Genomic DNA, 22607 nt, shown 5'->3' on the forward strand with positions numbered 1-22607 from the left:
GCCCGCCAGAGATGAGGGAAGACCGAACGACAGGAGGCGGGCGCGTGGTGCTGGTGGTGTCGGAAGAGGTGCGGGAGGCGATCAACGCGCGTCGCCCGGTGGTGGCCCTGGAGTCCACGATCATCGCGCACGGGTTGCCCCGCCCGCGCAATCTTCAGGTGGCGCTGGAGCTGGAGGATGTCGTACGGCAGGAGGGTGCCGTTCCGGCGACGATCGCCGTGCTGGACGGGCGGCCCCATGTCGGACTGGACAAGGAGCAGCTGGAGCGGATCGCGAACGAGGACGGGATCCGCAAGCTGGGGCACCGGGATCTGCCGCTCGCGGTGGCCTCCGGGGCGAGCGGAGCGACCACGGTGTCGGCGACGGCTCTGCTGGCGAGCCTCGGGGGCGTACGGGTGTTCGCGACGGGCGGGCTCGGGGGTGTGCACCGGGAGTGGACGGTGACGCAGGACGAGTCGGCCGACCTGGGGCTGCTGGCGCGCACGCGGATCACGGTGGTGTGCGCCGGTGTGAAGTCGATCCTGGACGTCCCGGCCACCCTTCAGCGACTGGAGACGCTCGGTGTCGCCGTCGCCGGCTACCGCACGGAAAGCTTCCCCGGCTTCTACCTGTCCGACTCCGGGCATCCGGTGGACTGGACGCTTCGGTCGCCGGCGGAGGCGGCCGAGGTGATGCGCGCCCAGGACGCGCTGGACGGGCCCGAGTCCGCGCTGATCGTCGCCAATCCGGTGCCGGAGGCGGAACAGCTGGATCCCGAGCTGCACGCGCGTGTGCTCGCCGACGCGCTGCACGCGTGCGAGGAGCAGGAAGTCACCGGTCAGGCGGTCACACCGTTCCTGCTGGACTATCTGGTACGGCACACGGACGGTGCCTCGCTGAGCGCCAATCTCGCGGCGGTGCGCGGCAACGTACGGCTGGCTGGGCGGATCGCGGCGGCCTGGGCCGAGGCGTGAGCGAGCCCGACAAGGGGACGGGGCGTGACGCTGACGGGAACGGGCCCGCCCCGGCCGGCGCGCGCGACGGCGCACTGCTGGTCGTCGGGGACGTGATCACGGACGTCATCGCCCGCCACCGGGGGCCCCTCGCCTCCGGTACGGACACGGCTGCGGCCATCCGGACGGTGCCGGGTGGCGCGGGCGCCAATGTGGCCTGCTGGGCGGCGCGTTGGGGTGCTGCGGAGGTGCGGCTGCTGGGGCGCGTGGGGGCGGACACGGTCAGGTGGCACGAGCGGGAGCTGACCGACAGCGGAGTACAGCCTCTCCTCGTCGTCGATCCGCAGGCGCCGACCGGGACGGTGATCTGCCTGGTCGACACGGGTGCCAACGCCGAGCGGACGTTCCTCACCGACAGCGGTGCGGCCGTGCGGCTCGATCCCGGTGACTGGTCGGACGCGCTGCTCGACGGCGTCGTGTGGCTGCACCTGTCGGGCTACCTGCTGTTCTCCGAGCCGAGCCGGGCCTTGGTGGCGAGGGCTCTCGCGTCGGCACGCGCGCGTGGAGTGCCGGTGAGTCTGGATCCGGCGTCGGCGGGGTTCCTGGTGGAGCTGGGCGTGGACCGTTTCCTCGCGCTGGTGGAGGGATTGGACGTCCTGCTGCCGAGCCGCGACGAGGCATGCCTGCTGACGGGGCTGCCCGATGCCGCTGACGCGGCGGCCAAGTTGAGCCGCCATGTTCCGCTGGTGGTCGCCAAGCAGGGCGCGGACGGTGCGCTGGTGGCCCGGTCGGGCGCGGTGCGGGCCCATGTCCCCGCCGTGCCGACCGCGCCGAGGGACACGACCGGGGCGGGTGACGCCTTCAGCGGCGCCTTTCTCGCGGCCCTGCTCGCGGGCGCCCGGCCCGAGGACGCGGCGCGGGAAGGGTGCCGGGCAGGTGCGCTGGCGGTGGAACGAGTGGGTGGAAGGCCGCCCGCACCGGAGTGACGGGGCGGCGTCGGATCCCGGCCCCCGGGCCCCGGCCCCGGTCCCCTGTCGGCTCCGGACGGCGGGCGTACGGCTCCAGGCGGCACTGCAACCGCGACGCGGACGGCAGCTGATTCGACGTCAGCTCCCGTTCTCCTCGCGCGCCTCAGTCGCCTCCGGCCCCTCAGTCGCCTCCAGCTCTTCCGGCTCTTCCGGCTCTTCCGGCTCCTCAGGCTCTTCCAGTACTTCCCGCACTTCCCGTACTTCCGGCTCCTCCGGCGCCTTGCGGCCCCACGCGGAGATCATCGGGGCGGTGGCCAGGTCCATGCCACCGGCGGCGACGTTGGCGAGGTGGCGGTCGATCTCCTGGTCGGTGGCGATGCCCTCGGCGACAAGCTGATCGCGGATCTGGCGCACGGTGGCGGACTCCAGGGCGTCGCAGGCGGGCGAGGCGAGCGGGAAGTACGCGTCGGCCTCCACTCGGTGCAGCCCTGCCTCACGGAGCAGACGGGGGAGCCTGCGGCCGTAGGAGAGGTCGGCGCCGCGGCCGGCGAGCAGCTTGCGGAAGCCGTGGCGAAGGCGGTTCGCGAGCTGCTGTTCGGGACCGTGCTCGTCAGGGCAGAGCAGGGGTTGCAGAGCGGGGTCGGCGTCCTCGATCAGGAGTCGGCCGCCGGGGCGCAGGGCCTCGATCATCGACCGCAACGCCCGTTCGCGGTCCGGCACATGTACGAGCACGAGCCGGGCGTGCACCAGGTCGAACCCCTCCCCCGGCGGCTCGTCCGCACCCACGTCGTGGACGCGTACCTCGACCGGCGGGCGGGCGGCCGGGGGGAGCAGTGAGGTGTCGATGTCGGTCGCCACAACCCGTCCCGTCGGGCCGACCTTCTTGGCCAGCCAGGACACCACCGAGGTGCCGCCGGCGCCCACCTCCCAGCAGCGCCAGCCTGGTCCGATGCCGAACCGCTCGAGGTGCCGGAACGTCGTGGGGTCGAAGAGGTGGGCGAAGGCGTCGAAGCGCTCGCCCGCCTCGGCCTGCCGGTTGTCGAGGAGATAGCCCTGGGTTCGCGTCATGATGCGATCTTCCCAGTTGCCCGCCTTGTCCGAAGGGGGCGACGCTCGGCGGGGCGGCCATGAAACTCATACGGTCCCCCTCGGTCCGCACCCTGTACGGCGACCTGCTCGCCACCGCGGCGGCGCGTTCGTACGGCCGCCCCCACCCGGCTTCGTAGCCGCCCCCACCCGGCTTCGTACAGCCGCCCCCACTCGGCCCGGCGATGTGACGGCATCCTTCGTCCACAGGCGGGAACCAAGCGGAACCCCCTGTTCCCACAGGCTTACCCACCTCTCACGCCCACCTGGCAAACTGGCGGCCACGGCACAGAGAGCGACGCACCGTGAGCGAGCCGAAGGGGCTGCGACACCCCTGAGGTGAGCGGCGCGTCCAGGGTGATCCACGCAAGGAGATCCAGATGTCCATGGCAGGGAATCTGCGGAAGGTCACGGGCCTAGGCAGGGTCGGCGGCCTCCGCAAGGTGGCACGGCTGGCTCGTCGGCGCCCCCGCGTCGACCTCAGCCATCCCGCCCGGTCCCCGCTGGGCTCCTCGGTGGTGAACTGCGTGACCTACCGTGACGGCGTGCGGGTCCCGGAGGCCGGCGATCTGGTCGACGTGGTGCAGCGGGTACGCAAGCGTGGTGGCGGATTCGTCTGGCTCGGCCTCCATGAACCGACGGACCAGGAGTTCGCGGGCATCGCCGAGTTGTTCGCCCTGCATCCGCTGGCGGTCGAGGACGCGGTCGAAGCGCATCAGCGGCCGAAGCTGGAGCGCTACGACGAGACTCTCTTCGCTGTGTTCAAGACCGTCTGCTATGTCGAGCACGAGGAGCTCACGGCGACGAGCGAGGTCGTGAACACCGGCGAGATCATGGTGTTCGTCGGTCAGGACTTCGTGATCACGGTCCGGCACGGTCGGCACGGCTCGCTGGGCCCGTTGCGCGAGGAGCTGGAGTCGAGCCCCGAGCAGCTCTCCAAGGGGCCCGCGGCGGTGCTGCACGCGATCGCGGACCACGTCGTCGACGACTATCTGAACGTCATCGACTCGGTGCAGGAGGACATCGACGAGGTCGAGACGGAAGTGTTCGCGGAGAACGGCGCACGGGCCGACCCTGGGCGGATCTACCAGCTCAAGCGGGAACTGCTGGAGCTGAAGCGGGCCGTGGTTCCGCTGAGCCGTCCGCTCGAGGAGCTAGCCTCGCTGCCCATCCGGGTCGTCGAGCAGGAGATACAGGCCTACTTCCGCGACGTATCCGACCATCTGCTGCGAGCCAAGGAACAGATATCGGCCTTCGACGAACTGCTGAACTCGATCCTTCAGGCGCACCTGGCACAGGTGACCGTCTCGCAGAACGAGGACATGCGGAAGATCACGGCTTGGGCCGCGATCATCGCCGTGCCGACGATGGTGTGCGGGGTGTACGGGATGAACTTCGAGCACATGCCGGAGTTGCGTTGGACGTTCGGATATCCGTTGGTCCTGGGCGTGATATCCGTCGCGTGCGTGGTGCTGTACCGCGGCTTCCGGCGCAACGGATGGCTCTGACGCGATCTGCCGACGATGGTGCGCCCCCGCCCGGCACGGTGAGCCGGACGAGGACGTCAGAAGGGGCGGAAGGAGTGGAAGGAGTGAGCGGTGGAGCCGATCACCCGGGTCAGTGCGTCGTCGGCGTCCCGGTCCTGGCGTAGACGCTCTCGGCCCACTGGCCGATCTCGTTCTCCCTCAGGTTCAGGGCCAGATCGGCCTCACTGATCATGCCGACCAGGCGCTTGTTCTCGATCACGGGTAGCCGGCGGATCTGGTGCTCCTTCATCTCCCGGAGCACGTCACTGATGTCGGCGTTCGCGTCGATCCAGCGCGGGGTGCCCTGGGCCATCTCGCCGGCGGTGACCTTGCTCGGGTCGCGGCCCATGGCCACGCAGCCGATGACGATGTCGCGGTCGGTGAGGATGCCGCAGAGCCGCTCGTTCTCGTCGCTGATGGGCAGGGCTCCGACGCCCAGTTCGCGCATCAGCTGAGCGGCGCGGTCGAGGGTCTCGTGGGCGGGGATCCACTGGGCGCCACGGTGCATGATGTCTCCGGCAGTGGTCATGAAGTACCTCCCGGTGCCGGACGGCCGGCGCGGCGCGGGACACACCGCTAGTCCCGGCGCCCTTCATTCTCGCCGCGCCACCCGGCCGACGCACCCGGAGCGGGGTGGTAGCGGCCACGGGCTGCGGGCGTGACGTCCACGGGCTGCGAGCGCGACGTCCACGGGCTGGCCGGCGTGACGGCGACTGGCTGCCCGCCTGATCACCACGCGCCCACCCACCCACCCGCAGCGGGCGGCGGTCAGGCTGAGAAGCCCACGATCTTCCGTGGGACGACACGGATGATCACTCGGGTCTCGTCCTCCTTCTCGGCGGGCGGGTCGATGCCCAGGTACTTGTGGGCGAGCTCGAACGGCAACCGCTTGGCCTCGTCCGGGACGATCTCGGCGGTACCGCGGATCTCGACGGAGGTGTACGGGTTGGCGAGGTCGTAGACAGAGACGCTGATGCGGGGGTCACGCCGGAGGTTGCGCACCTTCTGGCGGGCGTCGACGGAGGAGAAGAGCACGGTGTCGCCCTCGCGTTTGATCCAGACCACGGAGTTCTGTGGGGCGCCGTCGGGACCGAGGGTGGCGACGCTGGCGAAGTTCCTGCCGTCGAGCAGCGAGCGGACGGAGTCGTCGAAGGAGATCGGATCACTCGTGGAGGTCGTCATGGCATCAGAGTAATTAAATGCACGCGCATATAAAAGGGGTTTGCCGGATCATCCGCTCCACGCCGGATGCCGTGGGTCGTCCGCGCGCACCAGGACGTCCGCCGTGGCGGCCGGGTCGGCCTCGTGCTCGTAGCGCTCGAAGGCGGGGAGGGTCCAGTGCTCGGCCTCGGGGGTACGGCGGCGCAGCGCACCGGGCGAGAGGAGGACGTGGACGGTCAGGTCGAAGGGGAACCAGTGGCGCAGCAGGAGGGGGCCATGCAGCAACAGGACGCCATCGGGCGGGAGTTGGGCGTAGGGGCTGCGGGTGGCTCGGTCGGTGACCGGGTCCCACAGGTCCGGCAGGACGCGGCCGTCGCCGTCCGGTTCGAGGGGGCCGAAGACCTCGCGCCACAGAGCGCCGGTGTCGAACCAGCCGTCGTAGTAGGCCTCCACGTCCCGGTGGCCGTACTCCAGGCGGACCGAGGCCGGGCGCAGGAAGCCCTGGGTGCCGACGGCGAGGGAGGGGCGGCCACGTATGCGCAGCGCCTCTCCGACCCGCTCGGCGAGATCTCCTGGGCGGGCCGCCGGGGCGCCGTCGAAGGCGACGCGGGGCCACGGGCCGCCGTCGGCCGGCTTCAGGTCGAGGAGTCGCTCCGCCAGCAGGTCGGCGAGACGTTCCCAGGTGATCGCTTCGAGTCGCACACGGCCCATGATGCGCCAGGGCACGGTCAGGGGTGTCGCCCGCCGGGGGCGGGAGGCTCTGCCACGGCCGGAAGGCGTAAGGCGTGCGGGCGCCCGCACGCTGCGGAACTCCCTGCCCCGGGCCTGGTCAGGCGACGTCCCCGCCCCTGCCGGGTGGTTCCCCCAGTTGTTTCCCGGATTGTTCCCCGGACCCGCCCGGAAGGGAATGAACCGCCTATGGCACCTCTCGCAACTCCCCCGCCCCGTACCGGCCTTCTCGTCATCCAGCCCCTCCGGCGGCAGCACTGCGCGGAGTGCCATGCGGGACCGTTGCAGATGCTCGTGCTGGAGGAGGGCGCGCCGCGGTGTCTCGACTGTGCCGACCTCGCGCATCTGGTGTTCCTGCCGCGTGGCGACACGGCGTTGACGCGGCGGTCCCGGGAGGAGAGTGCGCTGTCGGCGGTGGTCGTTCGGTTCAACCGGCGCCGGGGCCGTTACGAGCGGCAGGGCGTCCTGGTGGAGGAGCCTGGGCTGACCCGGGCGGAGCAGCGGTGCCTGGCGGACGCGGAGGCCCGGCGGCGGCGCAGAGAGCGGGACGCGCGGCGGCGGGCACAGGAGGATGTGCGGTTCGCGGAGGCGTTCGCGACGGAGATACGACGGCTGTTTCCGGGGTGTCCGGTGGACCGGGCGCGGGACGTCGCCGCGCATGCGTCGGTGCGGGGCAGCGGGCGGGTGGGGCGCAGTGCCGCGGGGCGGGCGCTGTCCGAGGGGGCGGTGACTTCGGCGGTTGTGGCGTCCGTACGGCACATGGACACGCCGTACGACCAGTTGCTGATGAGCGGCGTGCCGCGACACGAGGCACGGCGACGGATCGCGGAGGCCGTGGAGACGACGTTGCGGGCGTGGCGCGCGCAGGTGTCGGGGGTCGGCTGATGAACGACGGCCGGCGGTGGTCGAGGGACAGCGGTGGTCGAGGGACAGCGGCGGCCGGCGGGAGCGGCCCGGGGCCGATGCAGGACCTAGGCCCGGCTCAGGTCGGCCTGTGCCCGGCCGAGGCGCCCTTCGCCCCCGTGGACGTTCGAGTATGTGCTCGCGCCGCTCGGCCATGGTCACGGTTCTCGTACAGGATTTGACTTGTAGTGACGGATGGGGGCCGGGCAGGGGCTCGGCGGGATGCGGGAGTTGACGTTGACATGATCGATGGGCCGTACTTCGTACTGGTCGTGATCGGTGTGGTCGGGACCGGCCTGGTGGCCGGGGTCTTCTGCGCCTTCTCGACCTTCGTGATGCGCGGGCTGGCCGCGCTGCCGCCCGCGCAGGGCGTCGCCGCGATGAAGGCGATCAATGTGACCGCGCTGATGCCGGCGTTCATGCTGGTGTTCATCGGGTCGGCGGTGCTGTGCACGGTGATCGCCGTGGTGACGTTCGTGCTCTGGCCGGACGAGGGCACGGTGGAGCTGCTGCTGGGCAGCGCGCTGTATCTGTTCGGCTCGTTCGGGGTGACCATGGTGGCGAACGTGCCCCGCAACGAGGCGCTGGCCAAGCTGGAACCGGGCACGCGGGACGCGGCCGCCTACTGGCCGGCGTACGTGCGCGAGTGGACGGCGTGGAACCACGTCCGCACGGTCGCCTCGGCCGCCGCGGCGGTGTCGTATGTGCTGGCCCTCAGCTGACCCGTCACCCCTGGGTCGAGCCGGGGGAGGGCGCTGTCCGCCGCTCTGCGCGGGTGGCCGGTGGGACGTATCGTGGCCGGAAGAGTGCCGCCCGCTGACGCACGGCTCCAGCACGTCACACGCGCACGCGAGGAAGACGGCCATGGCCGATCCCAAGGGTTTCATGACCACCCCCCGCCAGGACTGGCCGCGCCGGCCCGTCGAGGAGCGGGTCGGGGACTGGGACGAGGTGTACGTCCCCGGGGCGCTGCTGCCCATCATCAGCAAGCAGGCGGACCGCTGTATGGACTGCGGCGTACCGTTCTGCCACGACGCCTGCCCGCTGGGCAATCTGATCCCCGAGTGGAACGACCTGGCGTCGCGGGAGGACTGGCGGGCGGCCTCGGACCGTTTGCACGCGACGAACAACTTCCCCGAGTTCACCGGGCGGTTGTGTCCGGCGCCGTGCGAGGCGGGGTGCGTGCTGGCGATCAATCAGCCCGCCGTCACCATAAAGAACGTCGAGTGTGCCATCGCGGACCGTGCCTGGGAGGACGGCTTCACACCGCCGCGGCCGCCGGACCGGCTCTCCGGGCGGACGGTCGCGGTGATCGGGTCGGGGCCCACCGGGCTCGCCGCGGCGCAGCAGCTGACCCGGGCGGGGCACACGGTCGCGGTGTACGAGAAGGACGACCGGATCGGCGGGCTGATGCGGTACGGCATCCCCGCGTTCAAGATGGAGAAGCACCATCTGGAGCGCCGGATCGAGCAGATGCGGGCCGAGGGGACCAGGTTCCGTACGTCGACGGCGGTCGGGCGGGACGTCGGGGCGGCCGAGCTGCGCTCGCGCTACGACGCCGTCGTGATCGCGACCGGGGCGACGGCCTGGCGTGAACTGCCCGTCGCCGGGCGGGAGTTGAGCGGAATCCAGCAGGCGATGGAGTACCTTCCGCTGTCCAACCGGGTGGGTGAGGGGGACCTGGAGGCGTCCCCCATGTCCGCCGCCGGGAAGCACGTCGTGATCGTCGGCGGCGGGGACACGGGGGCCGACTGTCTGGGCACCGCCGTCCGGGAGGGGGCGGCGTCCGTGACCCAACTGGACATCTACGCCCGGCCGGGCGCCGCGCGGGACGAGGACGCCGAGCCCTGGCCGACGTACCCGAAGATCTACCGTCTGTCGGCCGCGCACGAGGAGGCGGGCGAGCTGGAGACGGCGCCCGCGGCGGACGCGGACGCGCGGCTGTTCGCGGCGTCGACGCTCCGCTTCACGGGCGACGCCGACGGGCACGTACGGTCGCTGCACCTGACCGAGGTGGACGCACGGCGCCGCCCCCTGCCGGACACGGGGAGGGAACTGCCGGCCGACCTGGTGCTGCTCGCCCTCGGCTTCTCCGGGCCCGACCGCGGCGACGGGCTGATCGACCAGCTGGGGCTGGGGATGGAGCAGCGCGGCACGATCACGCGCGATGCCGGGTTCGCCACCAACGTCCCGGGTGTCTTCGCCGCCGGGGACGCCGCCCGGGGGCAGTCACTCATCGTGTGGGCGATCGCCGAGGGGCGGGCGGTGGCGGCGGCCGTCGACGGTTATCTGACGGGGAGTTCGCGGTTGCCGGCACCGATATCGCCGTACGACCGGCCCATGACCGTCTGACGGGCGTGGGCACGGGCACCCCTAGCGGCGCTCGTCCGTTCCCGCCACCTTCCCCGTCGCCAACGCCACCCTGTTCCACGTGTTGATCGTGAGGATCAGAGCCAGCACATGCGCGAGCTCCTGATCGTCGAAGTGGGCTGCGGCCTGGGCGTAGACCTCGTCGGGGACCCCTCCGTCGGACACCAGGGTCACCGCCTCCGTCAGGGCCAGGGCCGCCTGTTCCTTCTCGGTGAAGAAGTGCCGGGCCTCGCGCCAGACAGCGACCATGTGGAGCCGGTCCTCGTTCTCGCCGGCCTTGCGGGCGTCGTTGGTGTGCATGTGGAGGCAGTAGGCGCAGTGGTTGAGGTGCGAGGCGCGGATCTGGATCAGTTCGACGAGCGCCGGCTCCAGGCCCTCGCGGGCGGCGGCGTCGAAGCCGACGATGGCGCGGAAGACCTTGGGGGCGGACTTCGCGAAGTCGAGGCGGGTGCGGGCGGCCTCGGCCTCGTTGATGGAGTCGTTGATGGATCCGGCGCGCTCGGTGTCGATCGTGTTCGTCGTCATGTGGATCAATCTACGTGTCGAAAAGACCGGCTGTAGGGTGCATTCCCATGGGGAAATCGTGGGTCAATTCCTGGGTCGACTCCGCGGAGCGGATCGGCGCCGACCTGCATCTGGACCTGTCCGATTCCACCGGGGCATCCGGGGCATCCGGTCCCGGTGGGCGGCGGGCCGCGCTGACCCGTGCGCTGCGTGACGCGGTGCGCGAGGGGCGGCTCGCGCCCGGCACCCGGCTGCCGCCGTACCGCTCGCTCGCCGCCGACCTCGGGGTCGCCCGCAACACCGTGGCCGACGCTTACGCGGAACTGGTCGCCGAGGGCTGGCTCACCGCCCGCCAGGGCTCGGGGACGAGGGTGTCCGAGCGCGCCGAGCCGCTGCGCCGCACCGAGCGAGTGCCCCGCAAGGCGCCGCCACGCACGCGTGGACCCCGCCACGACCTGCGGCAGGGCACGCCGGACGCGTCGGCGTTCCCGCGTGCGGCCTGGCTGGCGTCCTATCGGCGGGCCCTCCAGCAGGCGCCGAACGAGGTCTTCGGGCCAGGTGATCCCGCCGGGCGGGTGGAACTGCGGGAGGCGCTCACCGAGTATCTGGCACGCGCGCGTGGCGTGCGCACCGAGCCGGGCCGGATCGTGATCTGCTCCGGCTTCGCACACGCCCTGCGGCTGCTGTTCGGCCAGGACAAGAGCCGAGGCGGGGCCGCCGTGCTGCGCGGTCCGCTGGCCGTGGAGGCGTACGGGCTCGGCTTCCATCGGGAACTGCTCGCCGCCACGGGCGTACGGACCGTACCGCTCCCCCTCGACGAGGACGGCGTGCGCGGCGACCGGCTGGGGCGCGAGCGGGCCGTACTGCTCACGCCGGCGCACCAGTTCCCGACCGGCGGCCCGCTGCACCCCGAGCGCCGGGCCGCCGTGCTCGACTGGGCACGCGCGCGTGGGAGCGTGATCCTGGAGGACGACTACGACGGGGAGTTCCGCTACGACCGCAAGCCCGTCGGCGCCGTCCAGGGGCTCGACCCCGCGCGGGTGATCTTCATCGGCTCGGTCAGCAAGAGCCTGTCGCCGGCCGTGCGGCTCGGCTGGATGGTGCTACCGGAGCGGTACGTCGACGACGTACTCGCGGCCAAGGGCGAGCGCGAGGCGTGGGCGAGCGTCCTCGATCAGCTGAGCCTCGCCGACCTCATCGCCTCCGGGGCGTACGACCGTCACGTACGGCGGATGCGGCAGCGGTACCGGAGCCGCCGCGACCGCCTGGTGGCCGCTCTCGCCACGCACGCGCCGCACATCGAGGTCACCGGTGTCGCCGCCGGACTCCACGCGGTGCTGCGGCTGCCGCCCGGCACCGAGCGTTCGACGGTCAAGGCGGCCACCTGGCAGGGCATCGCCCTGGACGGCCTCGCCGAGTTCCGGCACCCGGAGGCGACGGAGCCGGAGATGCCGGCCCACGACGGCATCGTCGTCGGCTACGCGACGCCCTCGGAGCATGCGTACGGGGCGGCGCTGGAGGCACTGTGCGGGGTGCTGCCGCCACCGGGTGAGTGACGGGGCGCCCCGCCGCACCGGGGGGGGTGTTCGTGCGCTGCCGCGGACCGAACCTCGGACCGCGGCCGTAGGGCTACGGCTTGCGCCCCACCGCCCCGTAGCCGGGAATGACCCCGTCGTCCTGCCCGGGAACCGGCTCCCCCAGTTCGGGGTGCCAGCGGTGCGGCACCTCGACGCCGGGCTCGACGAGTTCCAGGCCGTCGAAGAAGCGGGTGAACTCCTCGCGGGAGCGCAGGGCCAGCGTGACGCCGGCCGCCTTGAGCTTCTCGGTCGCCGCCTTCGACTCCTCGGGAGTGAAGTCGGCGGTCGCGTGGGTCATCACCAGGTGGCTGCCCGAGGGGAGTTCGGACAGCAGCCGGCGGACCAGTTCGTGCGCGGCGTCCGCGTCCGAGACGAAGTGCAGCAGCGCGATCAGGGACAGGGCAACCGGCCGGTCGAAGTCCAGGACCTTCCTGGCGCCTTCGACGATGGCCTCGGGGCTGCGCACGTCGGCCTGTAGGTACTCCGTCACGCCCTCCTCGGTGCCGCGCAACAGAGCCGCCGCGTGGGCCAGCACGATGGGGTCGTTGTCGCAGTAGACGACGCGTGCGTCGGGGGCGATCTGCTGGGCGATCTGATGGAGGTTCGGCTCGGTCGGGATTCCGGTGCCGATGTCCAGGAACTGGCGTACGCCGTTCTTGGCGAGCCAGCGGGTGGCGCGGTGCATGAACGCGCGGTTGACCCGTGCCATCACCGGGACACGCGGGTCGAGGGCGAGCATCTGCTGCCCCATGGCCTCGTCGACGGGGTAGTTGTCCTTGCCGCCGAGATACCAGTCGTACATCCGCGCGGGGTGGGGCTTGCTGGTGTCGATCTCGGTCACGAGGCACTCCGTAAGACGCAATGGATTATCAAGTAAGCACCAATTCAAGGAAGTTGTACGAGCGGCACGCAAGTGGCTCAGGAAAGGAGGAAGTCCGCCTCCCCCGCCTTGGCGCCCTCGATGAACGCCGTCATCTCGTCCGAGGTGTAGATCAGCGCCGGACCGTCCGGGTCGGTCGACTGACGGACGGCGATCCGGCCGTCGGCGAGCTTCATCGCCTCCAGGCAGTTGCCCCCGTTGCCGCCGCTCCACGGCTTGTGCCAGCCTTCGCTGCCCAAGTCCCGCGCGGGCATGCCGTTGTAGACGTGTATGCGCGGCTTGATGCGATCCATTCACAGCTCCTTGCGGAGATCCCGGAGGATCCCCTTCGTGCGATGTGCCGTAGCGGCGTGCGCCGCCATGCGGTCCATGACCTCCAGGTGGGTCGCCACCTCGGTGCGCGCGTCGAGGTAGACGGCGCCGGTCAGGTACTCGCTGTAGACCATGTCCGGCAGTTCTGACATGGCGAATCGGAACAGCACGAAGGGCCCGTACGTGCCGGGGTGCGGCCCGTTCTCGAAGGGCGCCACCTGAAGGGTCACGTTGGGCAGCTTCGTGGCCTCGAGGAGCCGGTCGATCTGGGCACGCATCACCTCCGGTCCGCCGACCTGGCGGCGCAGCACGGTCTCGTCCATCACGACCCACAGCCGGGGCGCGTCCTCACGGGTGAGCAGTCGCTGGCGCTGCATGCGCAGGGCGACATGGCCCTCGATGTCATCGGGGCTGGTCTGGCCGATGGCGCCCGACCTCAGCACTCCGCGCGCGTAGTCCTCGGTCTGGAGCAGACCGGGCACGAAATGGGGCTCGTACGACCGGATGAGGGCGGCGGCGCCCTCCAGGCTGACGTACATCGAGAACCAGCCAGGCAGGATGTCGTGGAACCGCTGCCACCAACCGGGTTTGTTGGCCTCCTCGGCCAGTTGCACGAAGGCGTCCGCCTCGTCGTCGGAGATGCCGTACGCCTTCAGGAGCAGTTGGAGGTACGGGATCTTGAGCCCGACCTCGGCCATCTCCATGCGGCGGACGGTGGCGGGGGCGACGCGCAGGACGCGGGCGGCCTCCTCACGCTTGAGCCCCGCGCTTTCACGCAGGTCCAGCAGGCGCCGGCCGAGGACGACCTGGCCGACCGTAGGCGCGGACCGCGGCTCGCTCACGCCCCACCTCCACGAAATCAATCCCGATGAATCCCGACAGGCCACCGCACCCGACAGGCCACTGCACCTGGCAGATCACTGAACCCGACAGATCACTGAATCTGGCAGACCACTGGGCCTGATGGGTCGCTGAACCCACCCGACAGGCCGACTGAATCCTGACGGGCTGGCTGAATCCTGACAGGCCGACGGCGCCATTCGAAGACCTATTCGAGAACCTCGGCTGAACCGGCCGATCCTCGGTGATCCCAACTGGCGCCGTTCGACATGCTGTTGCGAGCAGTGTGCCACGGCCTTCCAGAGAGTCACACAGCACTCTGCAATTTCCAGAGTGACACTTGCCAAGTGTTCACGGCGGGGAGATAGTGGCAAGCGTGATTCCGTCCCCGCCCTTAGGAACAGACGCCACCGCGGCCCCCCACGGCCTCGGTGCCGCCCCGGCAGTCGGGCCCCAGCGGGGCGCCGTCGCCGAGCGCCGGTTCCGCTTCGAACTGGCCGCGCATCCGGGTTCTCCCGCGCAGGCCAGACGCCTGACCAGGGCGCGACTGAACGGCTGGGCGGTGTGCGAGGACACCTGCGAGACAGCGGCTCTGGTCGTGACCGAACTCGTCACCAACGCGATCGTGCACACCGCCAGCGAGCACATAGTGTGCGAGCTGCACGATGGCGGCGACCTGGTGCGCATAGCCGTGCGCGACGAGGGGTGCGCGCCCGGTGAACCGCATCCGCTGGCGGCACGCCCCGAGGACGAGCACGGGAGGGGGCTGCTTCTCATCGACGCCCTCTGCCATGCCTGGGGGGCCCATGAGCAGGGGGCCGGACTGGTGGTCTGGGCCGATCTGGCGCGCGCGGCCGGATTCTCCGCCGCTTCCGGCGCCGGCAGCGGGCCGTACAACGACCTCGGATGGGGGTCCCGGCCCAAACCGGGGCCGTCCGGGGGTTCGGGTGACGAGGACGAAGCGCAGACGCGGTACGGCAGGGGAACGGGGTCCGCATGGTGGTAAAGGGCGCGTCCGGCGGCGGTCAGGTACTGAACCTCGACACGCTGGTCCGCCTGCGCAGAGCCCTGCCCGGCCTGCCCACCTCGGCCGCCCCTCGGCGGCTGCCCGTTCCCGACGGGATGACCGCGCCGCTGGGCTGTGACGCGGTGGCGGTGCCCGCGCGTTTCGGGCCGCTGATCATGCCTCGGCTGCCCCGGGTGGGGTGTGTGTACGCCGATGAGGCGCACTGGTGGTGGATCGTGCCCTCCGATTCCGACTACGCGCTGGAATGGCCGGCGGCCGCGCGGTACTCGACGGGGGCTGTGGTCCTGGATACGCCCCGGCTGATCTATCGGCCGGACGGGACGGTGCCGTACACGCCGCCGATTCCCTTGTACCTGGCGTTGTGCCGGGTGATGGGGATTACGCCTTCCTGGTCGCGGCAGATCAGCGCGTAGGGCTCCGCCGGTGGGCCGGTGGATGCGGTGCCGTGGCTGAAGGGTGCCGTCCCTCTGCGTCCCGTACGTAAAAACGCCGGACGGGCTGACAGGACCAGTGGCCGCGTACGCCCGCGCGCATCCCTCCACCTCACTCACGCCCTCCCCGCGGCGCCCCCGCCCCGCCATAGTGGCCCTCCGTGGGGAAGAAGCGTGGTGCCTGTGAGGGCGGGGTTTCCGAGTCGGAGCGGCTGCTCTTCGGAGGGCCGCTGCGGTACGACATGGGGTGGAACCAGCATCGGGACGCGTTTTTGGAGCTGAACTTCCGGGCCATGGTCACGCGGCTGCCCTCGCTGTTGACGTCGAGCTTCCGGCTCGCCTGGCAGGCCGACCGAAGGGCCGCTCGGACGGTGCTGGTGGCCGAGGTGGGGCGCGGACTGGGGCAGGCGGTCGGACTGCTCGCCGTGAACAGTGTGCTGGGGCGGTTGATCGGCGACGGCGCGCTGGAGGAGCGGTTACGGGGCGCCCTCCCCGCTCTCGTCGCGATGGCCGCCGTGATGGTGGTCTCCACACTGCTGCGGGCCGCGTCCACGTATGCCACCGGGCGGCTGGAGCCCAAGGTGGAGCGGGTGGCGACCGAGCTGTACCTGGAGCGGGCCGCGGCGGTGGAGCTGGCCGCGATCGAGGATCACGCCTTCCACAAACTGCTGGACACCGCGCAGTACGGTGCCGGATCCGCCCGTCGCATGATCGCGTACAGCACACGGGTCGTGAACGCGGCCATCTCACTGATCGCCGCGGCGGGCGTGCTCACCGTGCTGCACCCCGCCCTGCTGCCCCTCCTCGCCACGATGACGCTGCCCAGCGCCTGGAGCGCCCTGACCAACGCCCGGCGCCGCTACGAGTCCTTCCACACCTGGGTGCAGCACTCCCGGGCCGGCCATCTGATCAGCGGGCTGCTGACCGAGCCCGCAGCCGCGCCCGAGATCCGCGTCCACGGCGTCGGGCCCTTCCTCCTGCGGCACTACCGGGCGATGTCGGAGACGGCGGAGGCGGAGCAGGCGCGGCTGGCCAGGCTGGCAGCGCGTACCGGGCTCATCGCGGCGGCGTGGACGGGGCTCGCGACCGTCGCGACGTACGCCACGCTGGGCGGGCTGCTGCTGGCCGGGGCCATGGCGCTGTCCGTGGCGGGAACGGCCGTCATCGCGATCCGCACCGGCTCCTCGAGCCTCGACAGCCTCGTCCTGGAGGTCAACGCGCTGCATGAGGAGGCCCTGTTCGTGGGCGATCTCCAGCGGCTGTACGTCGAGGCAGCCGAGCGGGCGATTCCGGTGGGCGGCGCCGCGCTGCCCGAGGATCCGCGGGAGATCCGCTTCGAGAACGTCAGCTTCAGCTACCCCGGTGAATCCGCTCGTCCCGCCCTCGACGACGTCACCCTCACCCTCCCCCTCGGCCGGATCGTCGCGCTGGTCGGCGAGAACGGCTCGGGCAAGACCACGCTGGTGAAGCTGCTGGCGGGGCTCTACACCCCGGACCGGGGCCGCGTCCTCTGGGACGACGTCGACGCGGCGACCGCCGACCGGCACCAGCTCGCCGAGCGGATCGCCATGGTGGCCCAGGACTTCAAGCGCTGGCCGTTCACCGCCCGGGTCAACGTCGCCGTCGGCCGCTCGTCCGCGCCGCTCACCGAGGAACGGCTGGCCTCCTCGGTCACCGAGGCCGGGGCCGAGGAGGTGGTGGCCGATCTGCCGCACGGTCTGGACACCCTGCTGGCCCGGCAGTTCAGCGGCGGGCACGAGCTGTCCGGCGGTCAGTGGCAGCGGCTGGGGATCGCGCGGGCCGCGTACCGGCGCGGTCGCATCCTGATCGTGGACGAACCGACGGCGGCCCTGGACGCACGGGCCGAGCTGGAGGTCTTCGAGAAGATCCGCGCGCTGGCCTCCAGCGGCCAGACGGTCGTCCTCATCACGCACCGGCTGGCGTCCGTACGCCACGCCGATCTGGTGCACGTCCTCGACCAGGGCAGACTCGTGGAGTCCGGCACACCCGACGAACTGCTGGCCACGGGCGGCGTCTACGCGGAGCTGTACTCGCTCCAGGCGGAGCAGTTCACCGCGCGGGTGCCCGCACCGAAGGCGGGCTGATCCTCACCCGCGGCTCACGCGGCCGCGTCTGCCCTGAGGTCACCGCGGACAATCACCAGGAAGGCGTCCGTCGCGAGGTCCATGACGACCTCGGCGGGCAGGCCCTCCATCCGCCGCGCGTGGGCGAACTCCTCCGCCGGCCACGAACCTCGCGGCCCGCCCGCGGGAAAGCGTTCGAGCACTGTTCGCCCGTTCACCATCCTGCACCTCCGATCAGCGTCGTACTTGTAGGAGTTAACGCCTGCCGGAGGTGAAACGCCTCGCTCGGTGACGGGACTGAGACGTAGTTGACACTCGTTCACCGCGATGTGTGAGCGCCCGCTCACTCTCGATCATCCACTGCCACGTTCCGTGTCAGTCCTCGTACTCGTCGTGATAGCGGACGCGCTCACTGCCCGCGGGCGCCCCGAGAACCGACGCGCGTCCCTTGGGCTCCTCCCACTCCTCCTGCCGGCCCAGCGCGGTGAGGTCCAGGAAGCCGGTGGTCGAGCCCAGCCCGTCGAGACCGCGCTCATACGTCGAGTACGTGTGGAAGACGCGGTCCCGCTCGCGCAGGAAGCAGCTGACGCCGGGCCGTTCCACCGGCTCGCCCTCGTGCTCCAGGGTCACCTCGAAGTCATGGTTGAAGTCGCTGCCGTACGACGAGTACCAGGGCACCGTCCAGCCCATGCGCGCCTTGAACGGCAGGATCTTCGTGTACGGCGCCCTGGAGACGGCGACGAGCGTCGTCCCGCGCGCCTTGAGGTGCGCCGGATGCCCGATCTGGTCCAGGAACCCCGAACAGCTGCGGCACCCCGCGTCCCATTCGGGGGCGAACATGAAGTGGTGGACGACGAGTTGGTGCCGCCCCTCGAAGAGGTCGAGCAGGGTGGCCTTGCCGTCGCCGCCCTCGAAGACGTACTCCTCATCGACCTCGACCATGGGCAGTCTGCGCCGCTCGGCGTTGAGCGCGTCACGCGCGCGCGTGGCCGCCTTCTCCTTGACCAGCAGTTCCTCGCGTGCCGCGCGCCACCGCTCGCGCGAGACGATCTCCGGAAGCGACATGGGGCACCCTCCTGTGCAACGGTCCGTTCCAGGTGGTGACCGGCGCGAGGGGCGCAACTCATCGCCCGCCCGGAGAATTTCAGGAGATTTCTATGTGTCGTATTCCTGGATCCGCCGGCCGTGGCCGCGGTCCAGGAGCTCCGGCATGCGTTCCGCCAACTCCCCTACGACAGCGGGCACATCGATCGTCAGCAGTTGCCGGTCGCGCATCAGGACCCGCCCGTCCACGATCGTCGTGCGGACGTCGCAGGAGCGGGCGCTGTGGACCAGGGTGGCGGCGAGGTCGTGGACGGGCTGGGTGTGCGGGCCGGTGAGGTCGACCAGGATGATGTCGGCGCGCCGGCCGGGCGCGATGCTGCCGACCACCTCACCGAGCCCGACGGCGCGGGCGCTCTGGAGCGTGGCGTGGTGCAGGGCCTGACGTGCTGTCAGCCAGCGGGGATCGCCGGTGGTGGACTTCTGGATGAGGGCGGTGAGTGCCATCGACTCCCAGACGTCGAGGGAGTTGTTGGAGGCGGCGCCGTCCGTGGCGAGGCCGACGGGGATGCCGATGTCGTGCAGGGCGCGGACGGGTGTGGTGGTGGGCCAGGCGAACTTGAGGTAGCCGCGGGGCGCGGTGGCGACGGCCGTACGGCCGGAGGCGTTCCGCAGGACCGGCAGGTCGCGGTCGAGGATGCCCGTGCCGTGCGCGATGAGGACGTCGACGTCGAGGATCCCGGTGCGCTGGAGCACCTCGACGGGGGTGACGCCGTGGCGGGCGAGGCTGGTCTCGGCCTGGTCGCGGTTCTCGGAGGCGTGGAGGTGGACGGGCAGGCCGTGCTCGGCGGCGAGCCGGGCGGTCGCGGCCAGGTCCGCGTCGTCGACGGTGTACGGGGCGTGCGGGGCGAGGGTGGTGGTGATACGGCCGCCGGCGCCGCCGCGATGCCGTAGCGCGAACTCCAGTGACTTCTCCCGCCCTTGGGGGCCCTGGGAGGAGAAGTAGGCCTCCCCCAGGTGTGCCCGGATCCCGCACTCCTCCACGACCGTGGCGACGGCGTCCATCGAGAAGTAGTGGTCCGCGAAGCAGGTGACGCCGCCGCGGATCATCTCGGCGCAGGCGAGCCGCGCCCCCAGCTCCACGTGCTTCTCGGTGAGGTTGGACTCGACGGGCCAGACGACGTCGTTGAACCACTCCTCGGTGGGCAGGTCCTCGGCGACCCCGCGCAGGGCCACCATGGGGGCGTGGGTATGGCAGTTGACGAGGCCGGGGAGGGCGACCTGGCCCGGCGCGTGGAGGCGCTCGACGGCGGGCCGGTCGCGTACGGCGGCGGCGGTCGTGACCGTCTCGACGACTCCCCCTCGCAGGACGATGGCGGCGTTCTCCTCGAACCCGATCCGCTCCTGATCGTCGTGCACGAGGACGGTGCATCCGGTGATGATGAGGTCGGCGGGAGCTTCTGCGGGAGAAGGCGTCATCACGCCAACCTACGACGCGGTCGTAGGAGATCGCCGGGAAAGTGGCGGCCGTGGTGACGTCGCAGGGGTTCGCGACGGACGTGCGGACAGCGGCGACCGGCACGGGGGCGGCCTGGTCCGTGTACGGGCCCTGCCGGTCTCAGCCGGCGAGCGGCACCTCGGGGGCCCCGGGACCGCGTAGCCCGACCCGGTCGCGCTCCTGCGCGAGCTCTTGCAGCAACTCGGTGAGCCGGGCGGTGTGCCAGGGCGTGAGCCGGCCCGAGTCGTCGAGGTGCACGGCGCACGCGGTGGTCGTGTCGACGAGCCGTTCGAGCGTGTCGACGACGTCGTCCGCGCCCTCCGTGTGCCGGGCGAGCGCGGGGAGTTCCGCGGCGCCGAGGGCGATGGCGGTACGGGCCTCGGCGAGCGCACGGTAGGCCTCGCGGCGCAGGGTCCAGCGCAGGGCACGGGCGTCGGAGCGGCCCGGGTCATGACCGTTCGGCACGTCATGGACGGGGGATTCGCGCGGGGCCCGGGTGTCGCCGCGGTCGCTGCCCCAGCCGCGCGCGGCCGACGCGTCGTTGTCGGCGCCCGACTCGCGCAGCACATGGGCGAGATAGGCGTACGCGGCCCGGTTGGCCGCGGTGAGCCGCGCCCGTACGCCTCCGCCGCGCTGCCCCGGCATCGGAAGATGCCCCACGACCAGCACGATCGCGCAGGCCAGCAGCGTCTCCCCGATCCGGCTCGCGGAGGCCTGCGGCTCGCCGCCCACCATCACCAGGGCGAGCACGAGCACGGTCACCACGGCCGTCTGGGCGGCGAAGTGCCGGGTGGCCACGGGGATGAGGGCGCCGCTGAGGGCGACGAGCGCGATGAGCCCTTCGGGCCGGGGCAGTACGGCCGCGAACCCGGCGAAGAGCAGGGCTCCCAGCACGGTGCCGGCGGCCCGGCACAGTACCCGCGACACGAGCGGTCCGAGGTCGGGCTTGACGAGGAAGACGGCGGTGGCGGGGAGCCAGTACCAGTGCTCGTGCTGCCCGTACCACTGGGCGTGGTGCAGGGCCTGGGCGATGGCGGCGCTGGCTCCGAACCCGAGGGCGACACGCAGCCCGTACTCCCGCCCGCCGGTCCCGAAGACGGCCCGGACCCGGTCCCTGGCCGTACGGCGCCGGGTGTGCAGGTCGCTGTTGCCCGTCCCCCGGTCGAACGCCTCGGCGGCATGCAGCAGGGCGTCGTCGAGCGCGCGCAGGGCCGGCGCGGAGCGGGAGGGCGCGGGGAGGGGGCCGGTGTGGGTGTTGCCGCGTACGGCCGCGGCGAGCCGGCGCGGCCCTTCGGAAGCCCGCTCGGCCGCGCCCTCCCCCGCCCAGGCCAGCGCGGTGGCGGCCTCGGCGAGGGGCAGGGCGGCGGCGTACTGCGCGTGCAGCCGTCGCTCGGCGGACGAGGAGGCGTACCGCCGCAGCCGGGGCCCGGTCAGGGCGTCCTGCGCGTGGTCGAGGGCTGCGGTGAGCGCGATGCGGCGGGCGGTGGCATGGGGTGTGCCGACGGCATCGAGGAGGTCCGCGACGGCGTCGTACACGTCGCCGACGGCGGCGCGCTCGCCGTCGAACCGGAAGTCTCCGACGAGGGAGCCGGGGGTGGGGAGGGCCAGCCGAAGCCCGAGCAGCCAGGCGGCACCGGCGAGATAGACGAGCGCCCGCTGCCACCCGCTCTCCGGCAACGGCATCCCGGCCCCGATGGCGGCGGCGACGAGGAGCTGCGTACCGGCACCGGAGGCGACGGACCCGACGGCACTGATGCCGCCCGCGATGAGCCCGAGGCCGGTGAGGAGGAGGGTGAGGGGGACGGCACCGAGGTGCTCCCCGGCGTACGTCCCGACCGACAGCCCGGCCGCCCCCGCCAGCGCGGGCACCCCGATCCGCGTGACGGAGACACGGCGGCTGCCGGGGCGGTCGTTGATGCCGGCGAGCATGGCGGCGATGGCGGCCACCACGCCGAGGGAGGTGCGGTCGGCGAGGACCGCGGCGAGGAGGAGGGGCCCGGCGGCCAGGGCTCCTCGGACGACCGCGCTCCAGGGGACGGGTCCGCGCTGGGTGCGCAGGGCGTGACCGAGCCAGGGCGGGAGAGAGAGGGCCGGGAGTGCGGGGCGGGACACGGGGCTCCTGTCGGGGCGAGGGCGGGGGTGTGCCTTCGGGCGACGGTGGCCGGGCGGCGGGCTGTGCTGCCCACCGTAGGTCCAAGTCCTGGAGGGGATGGGACGGTCGTATTTCGAGGATGTGACGATGCCGGGAAAGGCCGCGTTCTTTATGAACGCAAGTGCGGGTGCTACAGACCGAGGGCCATCGCGAGGCGGGTGAGTTCCGCGGTGGTGTTGGCGTCGAACTTGGCTCGGATGCGGCGCAGGTAGGCATCGACGGTGTGCTGGGAGAGCCCCATGTGGCGAGCTGTCTGGAGGTAGGTGCGGCCGGCGGCGATATGGCGCAGGGTCTCCCGCTCGCGGGGGGTGAGGCCGCGGGTCCCGGTGGTGCTCCTGGTGGTGGTCGTGGTGGGGGTTGCGGTGAGGGTGGGATACATGGGGGTGTTCTCCGGCGGGTCGGCGCGGTCGTTTCTGCTCACTCCCTTGGAAGCAGCGGGCAATTCCTGGATGCCTGGATGCCTGTATTCCTGAATGGTTAGGTTTGCCCCTTGTAAAGAGAGTGTTCGGGCTAAGTCATGGCCCGGTCCGCCCGGTGTCACAGGCGGGTCACAGGCCGGGTTCCGTGCCGACGCCGTCTCCGGTTG

Annotated in this window: 22 protein-coding genes and 1 pseudogene; 10 read left to right on the top strand and 13 right to left on the bottom strand. The window is 71.6% G+C overall.

Annotated elements, in window-relative coordinates:
• Window positions 1-44: 44 nt before the first annotated feature.
• The gene (locus ACFU95_RS09045; RefSeq protein ID WP_383823913.1) at window positions 45-953 is read left to right on the top strand and encodes a pseudouridine-5'-phosphate glycosidase; all 909 of its coding nucleotides are present in this window, start codon (window positions 45-47) and stop codon (window positions 951-953) included.
• Window positions 950-1918, top strand: coding sequence for a carbohydrate kinase family protein (locus ACFU95_RS09050; RefSeq protein WP_383823917.1), 969 nt, complete (start codon window positions 950-952; stop codon window positions 1916-1918). The genes ACFU95_RS09045 and ACFU95_RS09050 overlap by 4 nt, the downstream gene beginning before the upstream one ends.
• 261 nt (window positions 1919-2179) lie before the next feature.
• On the opposite strand, the pseudogene ACFU95_RS09055 reads toward ACFU95_RS09050, so the two are convergent.
• Window positions 2180-2968 (bottom strand): annotated as a pseudogene (locus tag ACFU95_RS09055) (methyltransferase); the annotation flags it as partial.
• A gap of 398 nt (window positions 2969-3366) precedes the next feature.
• Here ACFU95_RS09055 and corA point away from each other — a divergent pair.
• Window positions 3367-4494, top strand: coding sequence for a magnesium/cobalt transporter CorA (gene corA / locus ACFU95_RS09060; RefSeq protein WP_383823919.1), 1128 nt, complete (start codon window positions 3367-3369; stop codon window positions 4492-4494).
• Window positions 4495-4603: 109 nt separating this feature from the next.
• On the opposite strand, the gene ACFU95_RS09065 is transcribed toward corA, so the two are convergent.
• From ACFU95_RS09065 to ACFU95_RS09075, 3 genes are all read right to left on the bottom strand, one after another.
• A complete protein-coding gene (locus ACFU95_RS09065) occupies window positions 4604-5041 on the bottom strand; it encodes a CBS domain-containing protein (RefSeq protein ID WP_383823922.1) in 438 nt (145 codons plus the stop codon).
• A 239-nt stretch (window positions 5042-5280) separates the two neighbouring features.
• Window positions 5281-5694 carry a PPOX class F420-dependent oxidoreductase gene (locus ACFU95_RS09070; protein WP_383823925.1) on the bottom strand — a complete coding sequence of 138 codons (414 nt, stop codon included), beginning with the start codon at window positions 5692-5694 and terminating at the stop codon, window positions 5281-5283.
• 48 nt (window positions 5695-5742) lie between these two features.
• Window positions 5743-6375, bottom strand: a complete 633-nt coding sequence (locus ACFU95_RS09075) for a uridine kinase (RefSeq protein ID WP_383823928.1) — start codon at window positions 6373-6375, stop codon at window positions 5743-5745.
• Between the two features lie 216 nt (window positions 6376-6591).
• On the opposite strand from ACFU95_RS09075, the gene ACFU95_RS09080 reads away from it, so the two are divergent.
• The 3 genes from ACFU95_RS09080 (at window position 6592) to ACFU95_RS09090 (ending at window position 9657) form a co-directional block, all read left to right on the top strand.
• The gene (locus ACFU95_RS09080; RefSeq protein WP_383823931.1) at window positions 6592-7287 is read left to right on the top strand and encodes a DUF2293 domain-containing protein; all 696 of its coding nucleotides are present in this window, start codon (window positions 6592-6594) and stop codon (window positions 7285-7287) included.
• A gap of 260 nt (window positions 7288-7547) precedes the next feature.
• Complete coding sequence (locus ACFU95_RS09085; protein ID WP_383823934.1) at window positions 7548-8027, top strand: DUF1772 domain-containing protein; 480 nt, start codon at window positions 7548-7550, stop codon at window positions 8025-8027.
• 142 nt (window positions 8028-8169) lie between these two features.
• The gene (locus ACFU95_RS09090) at window positions 8170-9657 is read left to right on the top strand and encodes a glutamate synthase subunit beta (RefSeq protein ID WP_383823937.1); all 1488 of its coding nucleotides are present in this window, start codon (window positions 8170-8172) and stop codon (window positions 9655-9657) included.
• A gap of 21 nt (window positions 9658-9678) precedes the next feature.
• Here ACFU95_RS09090 and ACFU95_RS09095 read toward each other — a convergent pair whose 3' ends face one another.
• Window positions 9679-10200, bottom strand: coding sequence for a carboxymuconolactone decarboxylase family protein (locus ACFU95_RS09095; RefSeq protein ID WP_383823940.1), 522 nt, complete (start codon window positions 10198-10200; stop codon window positions 9679-9681).
• 47 nt (window positions 10201-10247) lie between these two features.
• On the opposite strand from ACFU95_RS09095, the gene ACFU95_RS09100 reads away from it, so the two are divergent.
• Window positions 10248-11735: a PLP-dependent aminotransferase family protein gene (locus tag ACFU95_RS09100; protein WP_383823942.1), complete on the top strand. Its 1488-nt coding sequence runs from the start codon at window positions 10248-10250 to the stop codon at window positions 11733-11735.
• Window positions 11736-11808: 73 nt separating this feature from the next.
• On the opposite strand, the gene ACFU95_RS09105 is transcribed toward ACFU95_RS09100, so the two are convergent.
• The 3 genes from ACFU95_RS09105 to ACFU95_RS09115 all read right to left on the bottom strand — a co-directional run bounded on the left by ACFU95_RS09105 (window position 11809) and on the right by ACFU95_RS09115 (window position 13790).
• On the bottom strand, window positions 11809-12597 hold the full coding sequence (locus tag ACFU95_RS09105; RefSeq protein ID WP_383823944.1) for an SAM-dependent methyltransferase: 789 nt from the start codon (window positions 12595-12597) through the stop codon (window positions 11809-11811).
• 77 nt (window positions 12598-12674) lie between these two features.
• On the bottom strand, window positions 12675-12929 hold the full coding sequence (locus ACFU95_RS09110; protein ID WP_030052496.1) for a DUF397 domain-containing protein: 255 nt from the start codon (window positions 12927-12929) through the stop codon (window positions 12675-12677).
• Window positions 12930-13790: a helix-turn-helix transcriptional regulator gene (locus ACFU95_RS09115; protein WP_383823948.1), complete on the bottom strand. Its 861-nt coding sequence runs from the start codon at window positions 13788-13790 to the stop codon at window positions 12930-12932.
• A gap of 365 nt (window positions 13791-14155) precedes the next feature.
• On the opposite strand from ACFU95_RS09115, the gene ACFU95_RS09120 reads away from it, so the two are divergent.
• From ACFU95_RS09120 to ACFU95_RS09130, 3 genes are all read left to right on the top strand, one after another.
• Entirely contained in the window at window positions 14156-14794 is a 639-nt protein-coding gene (locus ACFU95_RS09120) for an ATP-binding protein (RefSeq protein ID WP_383823951.1), read from the top strand.
• Window positions 14785-15228, top strand: coding sequence for a hypothetical protein (locus tag ACFU95_RS09125; protein WP_383823953.1), 444 nt, complete (start codon window positions 14785-14787; stop codon window positions 15226-15228). Before ACFU95_RS09120 ends, ACFU95_RS09125 begins: the two co-directional genes overlap by 10 nt.
• Window positions 15229-15407: 179 nt before the next feature.
• Window positions 15408-17351: an ABC transporter ATP-binding protein gene (locus ACFU95_RS09130; RefSeq protein WP_383823964.1), complete on the top strand. Its 1944-nt coding sequence runs from the start codon at window positions 15408-15410 to the stop codon at window positions 17349-17351.
• 14 nt (window positions 17352-17365) lie between these two features.
• On the opposite strand, the gene ACFU95_RS09135 is transcribed toward ACFU95_RS09130, so the two are convergent.
• The 5 genes from ACFU95_RS09135 to ACFU95_RS09155 all read right to left on the bottom strand — a co-directional run bounded on the left by ACFU95_RS09135 (window position 17366) and on the right by ACFU95_RS09155 (window position 22442).
• On the bottom strand, window positions 17366-17551 hold the full coding sequence (locus ACFU95_RS09135) for a hypothetical protein (RefSeq protein ID WP_383823966.1): 186 nt from the start codon (window positions 17549-17551) through the stop codon (window positions 17366-17368).
• A 154-nt stretch (window positions 17552-17705) separates the two neighbouring features.
• A complete protein-coding gene (locus ACFU95_RS09140; protein WP_383823968.1) occupies window positions 17706-18395 on the bottom strand; it encodes a DUF899 domain-containing protein in 690 nt (229 codons plus the stop codon).
• Between the two features lie 90 nt (window positions 18396-18485).
• Window positions 18486-19850: an amidohydrolase gene (locus ACFU95_RS09145; RefSeq protein WP_383823970.1), complete on the bottom strand. Its 1365-nt coding sequence runs from the start codon at window positions 19848-19850 to the stop codon at window positions 18486-18488.
• A gap of 139 nt (window positions 19851-19989) precedes the next feature.
• Entirely contained in the window at window positions 19990-21981 is a 1992-nt protein-coding gene (locus tag ACFU95_RS09150; protein WP_383823973.1) for an FUSC family protein, read from the bottom strand.
• A gap of 170 nt (window positions 21982-22151) precedes the next feature.
• Entirely contained in the window at window positions 22152-22442 is a 291-nt protein-coding gene (locus ACFU95_RS09155; protein WP_383823976.1) for a response regulator transcription factor, read from the bottom strand.
• Window positions 22443-22607: the final 165 nt, after the last annotated feature.

The sequence above is a fragment of the Streptomyces sp. NPDC057623 genome (assembly GCF_042800355.1).
GTDB lineage: Bacteria > Actinomycetota > Actinomycetes > Streptomycetales > Streptomycetaceae > Streptomyces.

What these genes read in the sequence shown, in the direction of transcription:
- corA (WP_383823919.1), top strand. Translation starts at nt 3,367, where the DNA reads ATGTCCATGGCAGGGAATCTGCGGAAGGTCACGGGCCTAGGCAGGGTC.
- ACFU95_RS09065 (WP_383823922.1), bottom strand. Translation starts at nt 5,041, where the DNA reads ATGACCACTGCCGGAGACATCATGCACCGTGGCGCCCAGTGGATCCCC.
- ACFU95_RS09070 (WP_383823925.1), bottom strand. Translation starts at nt 5,694, where the DNA reads ATGACGACCTCCACGAGTGATCCGATCTCCTTCGACGACTCCGTCCGC.
- ACFU95_RS09080 (WP_383823931.1), top strand. Translation starts at nt 6,592, where the DNA reads ATGGCACCTCTCGCAACTCCCCCGCCCCGTACCGGCCTTCTCGTCATC.
- ACFU95_RS09085 (WP_383823934.1), top strand. Translation starts at nt 7,548, where the DNA reads ATGATCGATGGGCCGTACTTCGTACTGGTCGTGATCGGTGTGGTCGGG.
- ACFU95_RS09090 (WP_383823937.1), top strand. Translation starts at nt 8,170, where the DNA reads ATGGCCGATCCCAAGGGTTTCATGACCACCCCCCGCCAGGACTGGCCG.
- ACFU95_RS09095 (WP_383823940.1), bottom strand. Translation starts at nt 10,200, where the DNA reads ATGACGACGAACACGATCGACACCGAGCGCGCCGGATCCATCAACGAC.
- ACFU95_RS09100 (WP_383823942.1), top strand. Translation starts at nt 10,248, where the DNA reads ATGGGGAAATCGTGGGTCAATTCCTGGGTCGACTCCGCGGAGCGGATC.
- ACFU95_RS09110 (WP_030052496.1), bottom strand. Translation starts at nt 12,929, where the DNA reads ATGGATCGCATCAAGCCGCGCATACACGTCTACAACGGCATGCCCGCG.
- ACFU95_RS09125 (WP_383823953.1), top strand. Translation starts at nt 14,785, where the DNA reads ATGGTGGTAAAGGGCGCGTCCGGCGGCGGTCAGGTACTGAACCTCGAC.
- ACFU95_RS09135 (WP_383823966.1), bottom strand. Translation starts at nt 17,551, where the DNA reads ATGGTGAACGGGCGAACAGTGCTCGAACGCTTTCCCGCGGGCGGGCCG.
- ACFU95_RS09140 (WP_383823968.1), bottom strand. Translation starts at nt 18,395, where the DNA reads ATGTCGCTTCCGGAGATCGTCTCGCGCGAGCGGTGGCGCGCGGCACGC.
- ACFU95_RS09145 (WP_383823970.1), bottom strand. Translation starts at nt 19,850, where the DNA reads ATGACGCCTTCTCCCGCAGAAGCTCCCGCCGACCTCATCATCACCGGA.